Genomic DNA, 14,560 nt, shown 5'->3' on the forward strand with positions numbered 1-14,560 from the left:
CACTTGAATGAAAGTTAATATGAATATATATTTATATGTAAGTTAATTGGCTTGAACGCTTTAACTGTTATTTATATTACTAACTTCAATTCTATTTACGAGGATAAACCCATGTCATGTAAAGGCAATACTGCAACAGCAGTCGCACAAAAATCAAATCAAGGATGTTGTGGCAGTGATCACAGCAAAACACACGTACACGAACATCAACATACAGATGAGCATCATGTTGCATCTGCAAGTAGTGATTCCTGCTGTGCCAATTCAGAATCTAACGAGGTTATTGCTGACGATGAGGAACCTGAGTCCAGTAGTTTAACCGCTCGTTTATCCTGGTTAGTTACAGGCATGGACTGCCCAAGTTGTGCCCGTAAAGTAGAAAAAGCCGTTCAAGCATTACCGCAAGTTAAGCAATGCCGCGTCGCATTTGCCACCGAAAAGCTCCTTGTTGATATCGAAAAAGATAGCAATACCAATACACTTGATAGCATAAAGCAAGACGTGATTAATGCCGTTGTGAGTGCTGGATTCAAGTTACAAGAAGTGGGAAAAAAAGCGGCAAACATTGAAGAAGATAATTCTCTATCACAAAACTTACGTGAGCATTGGCATGCAATAACGCTCGTGAGCGCTATCGTTATTGCTGCGATCCTTACTCAATTTAACAGTGATGCTAGTCAATGGTTATTTACTTTTGCCAGCGTTTTCGGTGTTATTCCTGTTATTAACCGCTCGATTAAATTAGCGCGTTCAGGTACACCGTTTGCTATCGAAACACTAATGTCAGTGGCGACTGTTGGTGCCCTTATTCTAGGTGAAACAGCTGAATCTGCGATGGTATTAGTACTGTTCATGATTGGTGAGAAACTGGAATCGTTTGCCGCAGGTAAGGCACGTAAAGGTGTTAAATCATTAATGTCATTAGTGCCGGAAGAGGCAACTAAAATTGTCGGTGACAAGCGTGTACTCGTTGCTGCTGGTGACCTACAACCGGGTGATATTATTGAAATTAAACCGGGAGATCGTCTACCAGCTGATGGCGCTTTATTATCTTCAGGTATTAGTTTTGACGAAAGCGCATTAACTGGTGAATCTGTTCCTGTTGAACATCAAGCTGAAGATATCGTGATGGCGGGTAGCCTAGCGGTTAACCGACTTGCGCAATTACGCGTGGTGTCAGAGTCTGGTAACAACGCCATTGATCGTATCTTACACCTGATTGAAGAAGCAGAAGAAAACAAAGCCCCAATCGAACGTTTCCTTGATAGATTCAGTCGTTGGTACACACCTGCAATGATGTTATTAGCATTAATTGTTGTGATTGTGCCTCCATTATTATTTGGCGGAGATTGGACTGAGTGGGTTTATAAAGGTCTGACATTACTCTTGATTGCATGTCCTTGTGCATTAGTAATTTCAACACCTGCTGCAGTGACATCGGCATTATCTGCAGCCAGTAAACGTGGTGTATTAGTGAAAGGCGGTGCAGCACTAGAGCAAATTGGTCGCATTCAGCAGATTGCTTTTGATAAAACCGGTACATTAACGCAAGGTGTTCCTGAAGTCACAAGTGTGGTTAGCTTTATTGATGATAAAAATAAGGTTTTACAGCTTGCAGCAAGCATTGAACAAACGTCAAATCACCCATTAGCAACCGCGATATTATCGCATGCTGAACAAAAGTCAGTTAGGCTATTAACAGTGACGAATGATCAAACATTAGCTGGTTTGGGTGTGCAAGGTGAAGTTCAAGATGAAGGTGAAACGCAACTCATTAAACTGCTAGCACCTCATCATATGACTGCTTTGTTAGCACAATTACCAGAAGTACGTAGTGCAATTGAAGAACTTGAAAATGGCGGAAATACAACGGTTGTTGTACTACAAAATGAACAGGTTATTGGCTTGGTTGCACTGGCTGATAGTATCCGTGAAGATGCGCGTCAGGCTGTTGAAGAATTGCAAAAACTGGGTATTAACACTGTAATGCTAACGGGTGATAACCGTCGTACTGCTAAAGTGATAGCTGATTCGTTAGGTATGGAATATCGTGCAGAGCTATTACCGGAAGACAAATCGCGTATTGTCGGTGAACTTAATCAAGGTAAAGATACCGCGATGGTTGGTGATGGTATTAACGATGCACCAGCGATGAAGAGTTCGAAATTAGGTATTGCGATGGGCGGTGGTACGGATGTTGCGTTAGAAGCGGCGGATGTTGCTTTAATGCATAATCGCTTAGTTGAATTACCACAAATGGTTGGTTTAGGTCAGGCTACATTAGCTAATATTAAGCAAAATATTACCTTAGCGGTTGGACTTAAAGCGGTATTCTTAGTGACGACTTTATTAGGCTTTACAGGTCTGTGGGTTGCTATTTTAGCTGATTCAGGGGCGACTGCCTTAGTGACAGCGAATGCATTAAGACTATTACGTAAATAATTAAACCGTTTTACTCTATACTTATAAAGCTCATCAAATTTAATTTGGTGAGCTTTTTTATTTGTTATTCAATTTACTGTTGTAAAGATCTTCATCAGCAATTTTAAATAAGCTCTCTATCGTTTCACCAGATCGCCATGTTGCCGAGCCAATCGCAGAGGTAATATGGAACTCACTAAGTAATACGTCATTTTTAATTTCGGTATAAATACGTTCTATTACTAATGCCGTTGATTGTGATGAAGCGGGTTGTAAGATAATCGCAAACTCATCGCCGCCTAATCGAAATGCAAGATCACTGTTGCGAATACTACGTTGTAATACATACGCATAATGTTTCAAAATACGATCACCAAACTGATGACCATAAGTATCATTAATACGTTTGAAATCATCTAAATCTGTAATGAGTAGTGCCATATTAGATTTATGACGCTGACACAGACTGTAAGAACGTTGGATGTTCTCATCAAAGCTCGCGCGATTATTAAGACCTGTTAAATGGTCTTTCATAATGCGAATTTGCATTTCTTGCAGCATTAACGCATGCATCAAGTTTGTTGTTAATAGTTGATGTAGTTCTTTTAATAAACTGAGTTCGTTAATTTTTAATGGTTTTGTTGAGCTGTAAAGTAGCGTGCCGAGATCTTTATCCTGTACCGACAAATGATAATTTTGTTGAAACGTGGCGGTTTGATCTGTCTTAATATGGATATTGTTTACCGCATCAGTAAAGCTTAAACCGGTAAATTGGACATGTTGTGCCGCTATGGCGGCAAAGTTATGTAACAAGGATTCGACGTCTAAACTAGTTTGTAATTTTTTTAAGGTCGCAATGGTTTGTGCAGACGTTAACTTTTGTTGCCGTCTTGGCATCGCAAGTCCATAATTAGTATGCATTTTAGGGGTATTGATGATGCTTACGTTATCCATTTGTACCTCTGTCAAAAAAATTACATAGTTCAGTGTAGTATTAATTTATGCACGTTTCGTACCATATTTAAAAAGCTTTATGGTTAATTAACCCTGTGTGTTCAATACCGAACATAAAGGTGACAACTTGTTAAATTGTGCGCTAGTACGTATTCTTTAGAAGCATTGTTTTTTATTATCTTAGTTACTTTATTTACGCCGCTCACCAGATCACGTCGGAGGTAATATTTTGTTTATTGATATCATCTTATTGCTTTCCCTTGCGGTTGGACTTGTGGCGTTATTCCAACGTATTCATCTACCACCTATTTTGGCTTATCTTGCTACGGGGGTTATTGCTGGGCCTTATGGTTTTCAATTAATTGTCGAGCAAGCTGATATTGAGCTATTTGCCGAGTTGGGCGTTGTTTTCCTCATGTTTTCGCTGGGGTTAGAGTTTTCTTTACCGCGGTTATTGTCGATGCGCCATTTGGTATTGGGGTTAGGTGGTGGGCAAGTTCTCTGTGTTGGCGTGTTATTTATGTTGCTCGGGCTTTTTTCGTCGCTCTATTGGCCGCAAGCATTTGTTGTCGCTTCCGCGATGTTAATGTCCTCTACCGCTATTGTGATTAAGCAACTGGCTGAATCAAAACTACTTAATACACGCATGTCTAAGCTGTCGATCAGTGTGTTGTTATTCCAAGACATTGCCGTTGTTCCTTTCTTGATCATGATCCCTTTATTGGCTCAGCAAAATGGCGACGTTGTGTTTATTGCAGAGCAAATGGGCTGGGCGCTGGTTAAAGGCTTACTCGCTGTGTTTCTGATCTTATCGGTAGGCCGTTGGATATTGCCGACAGTATTTAAAGAGATCGCATTAACCCGCTCTGATGAATTGTTTGTGATGTCGACATTACTCGTGGCCTTGATTGCAGGGTTGATGACTCATTGGTTAGGATTATCGATGGCCTTGGGCGCATTTTTAGCCGGAATGATGTTAGGTGAGGGGCCTTATCGCCATCAACTTGAAGCGGATATTCGCCCTTTCCGTGATGTATTGATGGGACTTTTCTTTATCACTATCGGTATGTTGCTCAATGTGGCAGACCTATTGGTGGATTGGCCACGTTTACTCATTATATTGACAGTGATGATGCTGAGTAAAATCACCTTAGTCTTTATTCTCGCTAAGCTTTTAGGCGAGAGTAACAGCAATGCTTTGAGTACTGGTTTAGTTCTCGCGCAAATGGGGGAATTTGGGTTTGTATTATTAGCGTTAGCCGGCAAGCTTGAGTTATTGCCCGCAGAGCTCATCTCGACGTTGGTTGGTGTGGGTGTGATAAGCATGGCGATGACTCCTTGGCTAATCGAATGTCATCAAGATATTGTTAGGCGATTATTATTCAAGACGAAGCCTCGACGAAAAAGTGGATTATTACCCCCTCTACCGGGGCAACACATTGATCATGTTATTGTGTGTGGTTACGGTCGGGGCGGACAAACTATCGCGAGATTCTTAAAAATTGAAGGCATTCCTTATATTGTTATCGACCGTGACCCTGTTCGAGTGCAGGAAGCCTTGAATGGTGGGGAAAAAATTGAATTTGGTGATGCCAGCCGTCGTGAAATTCAGATGATGCTGGGTGCCGAGAAAGCTAAATCAATTATTATTACCTTTAAAGATACCGAAAAAGCTATCGAACTGTTAAAGATTGTTAAACCCTTAACTGACGCTAAAGTATTGGTTCGGACTACTGATGATAGCAATATGCAAAAATTGCATAATGCAGGAGCAAGTGATGTCGTGCCTGAATCACTAGAAGGCAGTTTGATGATGGTCTCTCATGTATTAGCGATATCAGGTGTACCGATTAAACGGATTTTAAAGCGCTTGCAGCATGAACGTCAGGGCCACTATAACCATTTACACGGCTTTTATTTTGGTGGTGAAAGTAATGTGTCTTTTGAAGAAAGCGAAGTACTCGAACGATTACACGCTATTCGACTTGAGTTTGGTGCTTATGCCATTGGTAAATCAGTTGTAGAGATAAAATTAAAAGAAGTCAGTTATCGTGCGGTACGTCGGCAAGGCATAGAGCTCACTCAAGTACATCAGGATTTTATTTTTGAAATTGGAGATGTGGTACTTATCTGTGGGCCATCACGTTATGTGAAACGTGCAGAGCATTGTTTGTTAGGCGGTTGGGCTGGCTAGTGTTATATATTTAAAAATTGTCTTAATGCTTGTTCTTGTTTGAGCACATCCTGATAGCCTAAATTAATTAATCGTCGAGTACAGTTTTGTTCAAACATTAAGTATGAAGTGATTGAAGACTGGCTGTGTTGATTTACACCAATAGCGTGTAATAGACAGCGGATAGTGATCGGTAATTCGTAGAAACACTCATCGGCAATGGCATTAATATCATGTTCATTAGCGAGGCGGAATAACTCGATATACTTCATGCTTGAAGCGGGTCGCTGTGTTTCTGGAGTCAGTGCGAGGGTTTCATTGACGCGGTTTAGTCGTTCGATATCCGAATTTAGGGTATCAGTAAAAATAGTATCAAGCAGATGGCCAGCAATATCCGCTCCGGATGGGGTTTGGCGTAACGCTCCCGGTTTCAGCTGTTGTGGGGGTTGTTCTGCGCCTATCACGAGTAGTTTTTCGGCCCCAAGGTGAATAGCGGGACTCAATGGCGATAATTGATGTACTGAACCGTCACCATAAAAATCCTGACCTATTTGAGCACAAGGGAATACCAGCGGTATTGCGGCTGAGGCTAATAGGTGTAGGGTATTTAAGCGTGTTCGACGACCGCAACGACGAGCACGCTGCCATTCTTGCAGATGTTGATTACCTTCAAAAAAACTAACTGAATCACCGCTGTTATAATCCGATGCAGTGATCGAAATCGCATCGAGGTGTTGGCGTTGAATGTTAAGGTCGATACGGCGCATATCTAAATACCGATCTAATAATTGGTGCAAAGGTTTATTGTTAAATAGAGATACTGGCTGTCGTACCATGTGCGGTGATTGAAATTTGGATAAAAAAGTCAGTAGCAGATGTCGGGATATCTCATTAAAACTACACTGGAATACGTGATTAGCGTGAAAGTTATTCCAGATATATTCGAGTTTTTTTACCCCTAAGCGAAAACAACTGGCATAGCAAGCTATTGCACAACTATTGATTGCTCCTGCGGATGTTCCCGTGATGATTTTAAAAGGTGAACCGTGATTACGGGGATAGAATTCCGCAATGGCTTTCAACGCACCGACTTGATACGCAGCCCTCGCGCCACCGCCTGTGAGTAACAATCCTTGTTTAGTCCCTGCCATTACCGTTTAAACTCATAGGTAAAATCCTATTTAATCAAAGATGAAATGTCCTTTATTAATTATTGTTAAAGACTGGCGGCTTCGCCAAGTTAATCGTGTGGTATTGAGGGGGCGTTTGAGGGCAAAAAGCCAGCAAGTGCTTGGCTTTGATAATTCGCGTCATGGAAACTGAAGTCTATCAGTTATAAATCCGACCACGATGTTTCAACCAACCGTGTTGATGATTATTACGTGGATCTTTATGGGTCCAATGGATAACGCCACCTTTGCTATTCCATTCATATTCACCATAGAATTGCACTGTGTCACCGACGTTTAAATCATTAATACGTGGTGCTAAATCAATATTATGCGCAACTAAGATAGTTTGGCGGTTGTTCAAACGTAACAGAAATTTCTGATGGCGGGAGCCTTTATTATCATCGGCAAGTATACGCGTTACCTTACCCGACCCTTGAACTTGAATATCACTTTGGCGAGCGTCATAGGCATGTTTCAAGACGCTATCATTGGCCCATACGGAGCAAGATAATAAACTTAACAATATGAAGAAGTGAGTAAAAGTCCGTTTCATTATGCTTTCCTCTATTACTCGCAATCTTGAGTTTCTAAGCCAATCTCAGCTTTAGAGCCATCTTCGTGATTAACGTAATAAACGCCACATTGATCACTCCAGCGATAACCGCGAGGGAATACTTTACCGATACGGCCGGGAAGCGTCGTGCTGATAATACCACTCGGTATCGTCCTCGCATTACCCATACCGCACCAATCCGTTGTGCATATTGCGTTGTTCTTGGAAAATTCGACAGTATCTAAGTTAACAATGTAACGAATACCATTCATCCAATTACCGACAGGGTAACCACTGTGTAACTGTATTTTAGCACCGCCAATATCGGTCATGATCAAACCCACATCTTGATTATTAATCACTGCTTTAGAGTGGATTAGATTGGCTCCGCTGCGCATTGCTGCTTCCATTCCTTTTAGAGAGGCAATACGAGCATCGGACGATAAGTTGATAAATTTTGGTATTGCAACGGCAGCGAGTATACCTAAGACGATAATCACGATTACTAATTCGATTAATGTAAAACCTTGCTGTTTATTCATCGTATTCGCCATTGCTATGTAATACTTGAATATTAACAGCACAACGTAATACTGTAAATTAGCTATCAGCGAGATAGTAAATAACCAAGCGAAAACTTGGCGTCATGATCTATTTAGCTTATTTACAATGCTTTGTTTCTAAGCCAATTTCAGGTTTAGAACCGTCGTAACGATTAATATAGTAAACACCACATTGGTTATTCCAGCTATAACCTCGTGGATAAACCTTTGCTATCTGTCCGTGGATGATGACCTCACCAGTACTGGGCAATCGTTTTTGATCACCTCTGCCGCACCAGTCAGCATCGCATATAAGATTCGGAGAGCTTAAGAAATCAACGTCATCTAAGCTAATGGCGTAGCGAACACCGTTAATCCAATTTCCATCGGGGTAGCCACTGTGTAATGTCATTTTAATACCGTCTATATTAGCGACAATGAACTTATTTTTTATAGGGTTAACATCTTGATGAGTGATGACTGCCTTAGCGTGAATTAAGTTTACGCCACTGCGTAGTGCGCCTTCCATGCCTTTCAGTGTAGCGAGGCGAGCATCAGATGATAAATTAGTGAATTTTGGTATTGCAGATACAGCAAGTATACCGAGTATGATAGTTACTATGGTTAGTTCGATTAATGTAAATCCTTGCTGCTTGTTCATCACATCCGCCTTATTGTCGAATGAAGATGTTAACAACCCAAATTAAGGTGGTAAATTAATGCGGAATGTAAAGTGCGAGTTTAGTCCGGTTCCGGCATAAGTCGCGGTAAAAGCTTGACTGTGTATTTATTTGGAATGGTATTCGACGTTTTACTGGCACAAAAAAGCCAAGCATCTGCTTGGCTTTTAATATTCACTATCTGACTTCACATATTGAGTCAGTTAATCGCGTATTAGCTTATGCTAGTAGGCTTTTAACGTGTTCAACGATGTCTGTCAGTGCGATCTCAGTCTTATCACCAGTTGTACGTAGTTTGTGGTCAACTAGACCATTTTTAAGGCTACGATCACCGATGATGATGTTGTGTGGGATACCGATAAGTTCAGAATCTGCGAACATAACACCTGGACGTTCTTTACGATCATCAAACAATACTTCGATACCAGCTGCTTGAAGGTCAGCGTAGATTTTCTCTGCTGCTTCTTTAACTTCTGCTGATTTATGCATGTTCATTGGGATGATAGATACTTTGTATGGTGCGATTGACTCGTTCCAGATAATACCGTTTTCATCGTGGTTCTGTTCGATTGCAGAAGCAACGATACGAGAAACACCAACACCATAACAACCCATTGTCATCGTTTGTTGCTTACCTTGCATATTCAGTACGCCAGCACCCATAGATTCTGCGTATTGAGTACCAAGTTGGAAGATATGACCTACTTCTATACCACGTTTAATAGAAAGTGTACCTTTACCACATGGGCTAGCTTCACCTTCAACAACGTTACGGATATCTGCAACTGTGTATTCTGCAATATCACGATCCCAGTTAGCGCCAGTCATGTGCTGACCATTAACGTTAGCACCACAAACAAAGTCTGCTAGGTGTGCCGCGCTGCGATCAACAACAACAGGGCAGTTCAGACCTTTAGGACCGATAGAACCCGCATCGCAGTTTGCTGCTGCTTGGATTTGTGCTTCGTTAGCAAATGTTAACGGTGCTGCAACGCCTGCAATTTTCTCTGCTTTCACTTCGTTTAGCTCGTGATCACCGCGTAGTACAAGAGCGATAACGCCTTGTGCTTCGCCTTCTTCAGCTTCAGCAGCAACAAGCAGTGTTTTCACTGTTTGTGTAGCGTCAACGCTTAAGAATTTACAAACGTCTTCGATGCTGTGTGCATCTGGCGTATCAACAACTGTTAATGCTTGCGTTGCTGCAGGACGTTCGCCAGCAGGTGCTAGTGCTTCTGCTTTTTCGATGTTTGCTGCGTAATCGCTGCCGTCAGAGAATACTATATCGTCTTCGCCGCTTTCTGCAAGTACGTGGAATTCGTGAGACACTGCACCACCAATTGAACCAGTATCAGCAAGTACTGGACGGTACTCTAGGCCAATACGTTCGAAGATGTTGCAATATGCTGTGTGCATTTTTTTGTACGTTTCGTTTAGGCATTCATCTGATAAATGGAAAGAGTAAGCATCTTTCATCAGGAATTCACGCGAACGCATCACACCGAAACGAGGACGAACTTCATCACGGAATTTAGTTTGGATCTGGTAAAGCGTCAACGGCAGTTGTTTGTAGCTGTTGATTTCTTTACGCGCGATGTCAGTGATTACTTCTTCGTGCGTTGGACCTAAAACAAAAGGACGGTTGTGGCGATCGTTAATGCGTAACAGTTCAGGACCAAACTTATCGATACGGCCTGTTTCTTGCCATAAATCTGCTGGTTGAACCATTGGCATTAGAGTTTCAACAGCACCTGCTTTGTCCATCTCTTCACGTACGATGTTTTCTACTTTGCGTAAAACTCGTAAGCCTGTCGGTAACCAAGTGTATAGACCTGATGCAAGACGACGAACCATACCTGCACGAAGCATTAGCTGGTGGCTAATTACTTCTGCGTCATTTGGAGTTTCTTTCAAAGTTGAAAGCAAGTAATTGCTGCTGCGCATAACGTTCCTTTATTTACTAATAAAATCGATATAAGGGAGCGATTTTAACAGGGCACAGCCAGAGTAAACAGTAAAAGTTAGTGATTAGTTTTATTTATTTTTGACTGCTGTCCTTTTATTCGTTTCTCGGAGGTCATATACTGGCTGCCAAAATTGGATTTGTGCTATTTAAAATGAAAAAAATACTGAGATTAGCTGCACTTATAATGGTTAGCAGCGTATTGTTTGGTTGTGCTTCACAACCGAGTAATCCGGAAAATATTTGCGATATCTTTATTGAAAAATACGATTGGTATGAAGCCGCCATGGACAGCAACGAAAAATGGGGTGTGCCTGTACATGTGCCAATGGCAATGATGTATCAAGAGAGTTCATTTAAACATAATGCACAGCCGCCGATGCAGTATTGGTGGATCATTCCAACGGGTCGCGCGAGTTCTGCTTATGGTTATGCACAAGCAAAAACCATGACCTGGGATGATTACGTGAGGGAAACAGGTAATAGCTGGTCAAGTCGTTCTAATTTCCATGACGCCATGGATTTCATGGGTTGGTTTATGAATAAAACTCAAAAAATCAATGGCGTATCGAAGTGGAGTGCCGAACAGCAATACTTGAATTACCACGAAGGGTGGGGCGGTTATAAGAATAAAAGCTATAACAAGAAACCTTGGTTGAAGAAAGTCGCTAAAAAAGTTGATCAACGTTCGTTACGCTATGCAGGTCAATATCGTACCTGTAAAGAGGATTTAGATTCTAACTGGCTATGGCGCTTATTCTTCTTATAGACCTGAATACGTATATTAAATGAATAGCATTCAGGCCGATTTTCTTCTTTCTATGATGAGTTATTCGGCTTGAGTTTGTTTTAGCAGACTGTCTTTTTTATCCCGTCTATCACCGATTTGACGCGCGGGATTACCAGCCATTATCGCCCACTGAGGCACATCTTTCGTCACCACACTCTGCATGCCTATCACTGCATTATCCGCAATCGTGACGCCATCGACGATCCCGACATTCGCGCCAATCCATACATCTTTACCTATCGTCACTCCTTGTGAGGTCGATGCTTGTTGCCAGATAACTTGGTCAGGATGCATACCGTGATTGGATGCGTGGATACGGCAATTGTTGGCGATGCGGGTATCATCGCCAATGCTAATGCCGTTTTTCCCACCATCGAAAGAGCAACTATGGTTAATTGCCACGTTGTTTCCGAGAGTCATCGGACCATGAATAAAACTTGCTGAAGCAAAAAAACAGTTATCGCCAGTGGTGATTTTACGTCCTGGTTCAGCAAAGATGTGGCAATCAGGGGCAATGAAACAGTTGTCACCAAACTCGACCGTTTCCACTGCCATTAAATAAGACTGTAACTCTGCTTGCCAAGGTCTTGCCCAGCTTAATGCTTTGGGTTTTAACTTGTAATATAAACCCGGCATCCAAGCTAATCGACGTTTATGCTGAGCGATATAATCAATCATTGTTGCTTTCCGATTCCGTTACTGTCGTTACTTCATCTGCGGTTCTAATGACAGAAACGACTGTGGTGATATCACTTTCGACTACCCAGCGTACGTTAAAATCGTATAACTTAACCCCGTACTCCTGACGAGTGGTTTTATTCTTTTTATAAGCAGGACGTGGATCTTGCGCTAATACCTGTGCAATAAAATCTCGTAATTCTGGGTGTTTCCTATGCTGTGCTGTAATTTGGGTGACTGCTTCATCGGAAAATAATACTGGCATATCGGCAATCGGTACATCACTGGCATAACCGGCTTGCGCATCAGGTAAACTGTCGGCATAAGGCACGTAAGGTTTGATATCTAAAATCGGTGTGCCGTCGACTAAGTCAATGCCGGACAAATTTAAGATACACTGATTGTTTTTAATCGTGATGCCATCAAGTTTCGCGACTGATAAACCTAATGGGTTAGGGCGAAAAGTGGAACGTGTTGCAAAGACACCTAAGCGTTCGTTACCGCCCAAACGTGGTGGGCGTACCGTTGGATTCCAACCTTTGTCCATGGTTTCATGAAACGCAAAAATAAGCCAAACGTGACTAAATTGTTCCAGTCCACGTAATGCGTCAGCTTCATCAAATGGTGGGCTAAGAATCAATTGTGCTTTTGCTGCCGACACTAAGCCTGGTTGACGGGGAACCGCAAATTTTTCTTTATAAGGGGTATGAATAATACCAACGGTTTCTAGCTGTATACTCATGGTTAGTTACTGTCATCACGGTTGATTAAAGGTATTACAGTGATTGCATCGCCATAACAAATGTAGCTGCTGATGCAGGCTTTTGATGCAGGTGGTGCAATGCACGAACGAATAATAATGCCATTTGCATTGAGCGCCGCTGCTTTACGTTTTGCGGCAATTTGTGCTTGTTTTTCTTCTGCTGGTGGTAGGTTGGCAGCATCTTGGCAGCTCTCGCCTTCTACTAATCCCAGTTTTTCTACCTGATAGTTTTGCAGCTCACTTGGGGTATAATATTCAACACTTGAAACAGAGAAATAGTTGGTAAAGTTATCTTTATCTAGATTTGTTTGTAGCGGATATTTACTGCAACCGCTCAGTAGTATGGTCAGTAATATTAAATATTTCATGGCATTTTGATCGAATGATATTTGCTTTAATTATAATTCTATCACTGACTTAAAGACATTTATTTTTGGGCTGATTTTGTTGTTAGTTACTTCTATGAGGCAAGATATAAGCATTACAGATGAATAATTGTGATGTTTTACTAGATAGCTAGAGATTTATAGTCTTAACTTATATTGGATAAACGCAATATGAGGTAAGCAAGACGATGACAAAAACGAGCTGTATTATCGCTGTATTATGTTCACTAAGTTTAGCCAGTATTGGTCTATCTGCCCATGCAGGTATTGATAAAATCCGTCTTACTGCAGAAGAGCGGACTTATCTTTCTGCGCGAGCCCCGATAAAACTATGTATCGATCCTAATTGGATGCCTTATGAAGCGTGGGATCCTAAGCGTGGTTACATAGGTATTGCAGCGGATTATATAGCGGTGTTTTCTCAGATGTTAGATGTTGAGTTTAAAGTAAGAGAAACAGAGACATGGCAACAAAGCTTAGATGTCACCCGTAATGGAGGGTGTGACGTATTGTCTTTTCTTAACCAAACCCCAAGACGTTCACAGTGGCTGATATTTACAGCACCTTATGTTGAAGCTGAAGCGGCACTGGCAACGAAAAAAAATGTACACGGTATCCGTAATTTAAAATCATTGAGAGGCAAAACAGTCGCCGTTGTAGAAGGGTATGTTTATGAAGAATATTTACGTAATAACTACCCAAGAGTGATCGTCAGTCGAGTCGACAGCACGGATGATGCACTAAGAAAAACTTCCAATGGTGAGATCGTCGCTACAATAGAGTCATTATTTGTATTACGTTACAAAATAGCCAAGCTCGGATTAAAGAACTTGACCGTTTCTGGACGCACTAAATATGTAAATCGTTATCGTTTTGGCGTACGTAAAGACCAAGCCATGTTACGTAAAATATTAGACAAGGCGATTATGCAAATAGAGCCTAAATACGAAAACAAAATTTTACGTAAATGGAGTTTGGAGCATAACTACTAAAGTTTAGGCTGTTCATCATCCCCTTAACTCTTCATTTATCGGTAAGACAAGGTAAACTAACCGATTAGCCCACAGGCTGGGTGTTTACCTAAACTATTTAACGAAGAGAATTTAGCATGATTGAACGTATGGAAACTAAACCAAGAATGAGCCGTATTGTTAAACATAATGGCACTATCTACTTATGTGGCCAAGTATGTGCAGATGCAACACAAGGTATCAAAGAGCAAACAGAAACGATGCTAGCAAAAGTGACGGATCTATTGGCACAAGCTGGCAGTGATAAAGAGCACATGTTATCGGCAACGCTTTATATTAAAGACATGGCAGACTTTGCTGTAATGAATGCAGTTTGGGATGCATGGGTACCTGCAGGTCATGCACCAGCACGTGCATGTGTGCAAGCAAGCATGGCGCGTGAAGCGTTATTAGTTGAAATTTCAGTGGTTGCTGCTGAGATTGTATAAACGCTAACGCGAATATTAAGGGCAGCGAT

At 41.5% G+C, this 14,560-nt stretch carries 14 protein-coding genes; 5 read left to right on the forward strand and 9 right to left on the reverse strand.

Annotation, left to right across the window (positions count from 1 at the left end; translation table 11 throughout):
• Positions 1-111: 111 nt before the first annotated feature.
• Positions 112-2,442, forward strand: coding sequence for a zinc/cadmium/mercury/lead-transporting ATPase (locus HWV00_RS02875; RefSeq protein WP_211684613.1), 2,331 nt, complete (start codon positions 112-114; stop codon positions 2,440-2,442).
• Between the two features lie 57 nt (positions 2,443-2,499).
• On the opposite strand, the gene HWV00_RS02880 is transcribed toward HWV00_RS02875, so the two are convergent.
• The gene (locus tag HWV00_RS02880; protein WP_211684614.1) at positions 2,500-3,375 is read right to left on the reverse strand and encodes a GGDEF domain-containing protein; all 876 of its coding nucleotides are present in this window, start codon (positions 3,373-3,375) and stop codon (positions 2,500-2,502) included.
• Between the two features lie 229 nt (positions 3,376-3,604).
• Between HWV00_RS02880 and HWV00_RS02885 the strand changes: the two genes are divergently transcribed.
• Positions 3,605-5,569, forward strand: coding sequence for a cation:proton antiporter (locus tag HWV00_RS02885; RefSeq protein ID WP_211684615.1), 1,965 nt, complete (start codon positions 3,605-3,607; stop codon positions 5,567-5,569).
• A 2-nt stretch (positions 5,570-5,571) separates the two neighbouring features.
• Here the strand turns inward: HWV00_RS02885 and HWV00_RS02890 are convergent, their stop codons facing one another.
• The 5 genes from HWV00_RS02890 to HWV00_RS02910 all read right to left on the reverse strand — a co-directional run bounded on the left by HWV00_RS02890 (position 5,572) and on the right by HWV00_RS02910 (position 10,436).
• On the reverse strand, positions 5,572-6,699 hold the full coding sequence (locus HWV00_RS02890) for a patatin-like phospholipase family protein (RefSeq protein WP_211684616.1): 1,128 nt from the start codon (positions 6,697-6,699) through the stop codon (positions 5,572-5,574).
• 178 nt (positions 6,700-6,877) lie between these two features.
• Positions 6,878-7,273, reverse strand: a complete 396-nt coding sequence (locus HWV00_RS02895; protein ID WP_211684617.1) for a DUF3465 domain-containing protein — start codon at positions 7,271-7,273, stop codon at positions 6,878-6,880.
• Positions 7,274-7,287: 14 nt separating this feature from the next.
• Positions 7,288-7,815 (reverse strand): Tfp pilus assembly protein FimT/FimU, encoded by a 528-nt coding sequence (locus tag HWV00_RS02900; RefSeq protein WP_211684618.1) that lies wholly within the window; start codon positions 7,813-7,815, stop codon positions 7,288-7,290.
• 118 nt (positions 7,816-7,933) lie between these two features.
• Complete coding sequence (locus HWV00_RS02905; protein WP_211684619.1) at positions 7,934-8,476, reverse strand: Tfp pilus assembly protein FimT/FimU; 543 nt, start codon at positions 8,474-8,476, stop codon at positions 7,934-7,936.
• 238 nt (positions 8,477-8,714) lie between these two features.
• Positions 8,715-10,436 (reverse strand): proline--tRNA ligase, encoded by a 1,722-nt coding sequence (locus tag HWV00_RS02910; protein WP_211684620.1) that lies wholly within the window; start codon positions 10,434-10,436, stop codon positions 8,715-8,717.
• A 173-nt stretch (positions 10,437-10,609) separates the two neighbouring features.
• Between HWV00_RS02910 and HWV00_RS02915 the strand changes: the two genes are divergently transcribed.
• A complete protein-coding gene (locus tag HWV00_RS02915) occupies positions 10,610-11,224 on the forward strand; it encodes a hypothetical protein (RefSeq protein ID WP_211684621.1) in 615 nt (204 codons plus the stop codon).
• Between the two features lie 60 nt (positions 11,225-11,284).
• Here the strand turns inward: HWV00_RS02915 and HWV00_RS02920 are convergent, their stop codons facing one another.
• From HWV00_RS02920 to rcsF, 3 genes are read right to left on the reverse strand one after another with little or no spacing between them, the layout of a single operon-like run.
• The gene (locus tag HWV00_RS02920; protein WP_211684622.1) at positions 11,285-11,923 is read right to left on the reverse strand and encodes a DapH/DapD/GlmU-related protein; all 639 of its coding nucleotides are present in this window, start codon (positions 11,921-11,923) and stop codon (positions 11,285-11,287) included.
• The gene (gene tsaA, locus HWV00_RS02925) at positions 11,916-12,665 is read right to left on the reverse strand and encodes a tRNA (N6-threonylcarbamoyladenosine(37)-N6)-methyltransferase TrmO (RefSeq protein WP_211684623.1); all 750 of its coding nucleotides are present in this window, start codon (positions 12,663-12,665) and stop codon (positions 11,916-11,918) included. The genes HWV00_RS02920 and tsaA overlap by 8 nt, the downstream gene beginning before the upstream one ends.
• Before the next feature lie 2 nt (positions 12,666-12,667).
• The gene (gene rcsF, locus HWV00_RS02930) at positions 12,668-13,054 is read right to left on the reverse strand and encodes an Rcs stress response system protein RcsF (protein WP_211684624.1); all 387 of its coding nucleotides are present in this window, start codon (positions 13,052-13,054) and stop codon (positions 12,668-12,670) included.
• A gap of 206 nt (positions 13,055-13,260) precedes the next feature.
• Between rcsF and HWV00_RS02935 the strand changes: the two genes are divergently transcribed.
• Both HWV00_RS02935 and HWV00_RS02940 read left to right on the forward strand, forming a co-directional pair.
• Positions 13,261-14,064, forward strand: coding sequence for a transporter substrate-binding domain-containing protein (locus HWV00_RS02935; protein WP_211684625.1), 804 nt, complete (start codon positions 13,261-13,263; stop codon positions 14,062-14,064).
• Between the two features lie 116 nt (positions 14,065-14,180).
• Positions 14,181-14,531 (forward strand): RidA family protein, encoded by a 351-nt coding sequence (locus tag HWV00_RS02940; protein ID WP_211684626.1) that lies wholly within the window; start codon positions 14,181-14,183, stop codon positions 14,529-14,531.
• Positions 14,532-14,560: the final 29 nt, after the last annotated feature.

This window comes from Moritella sp. 24 (assembly GCF_018219155.1).
Lineage (GTDB): Bacteria > Pseudomonadota > Gammaproteobacteria > Enterobacterales > Moritellaceae > Moritella.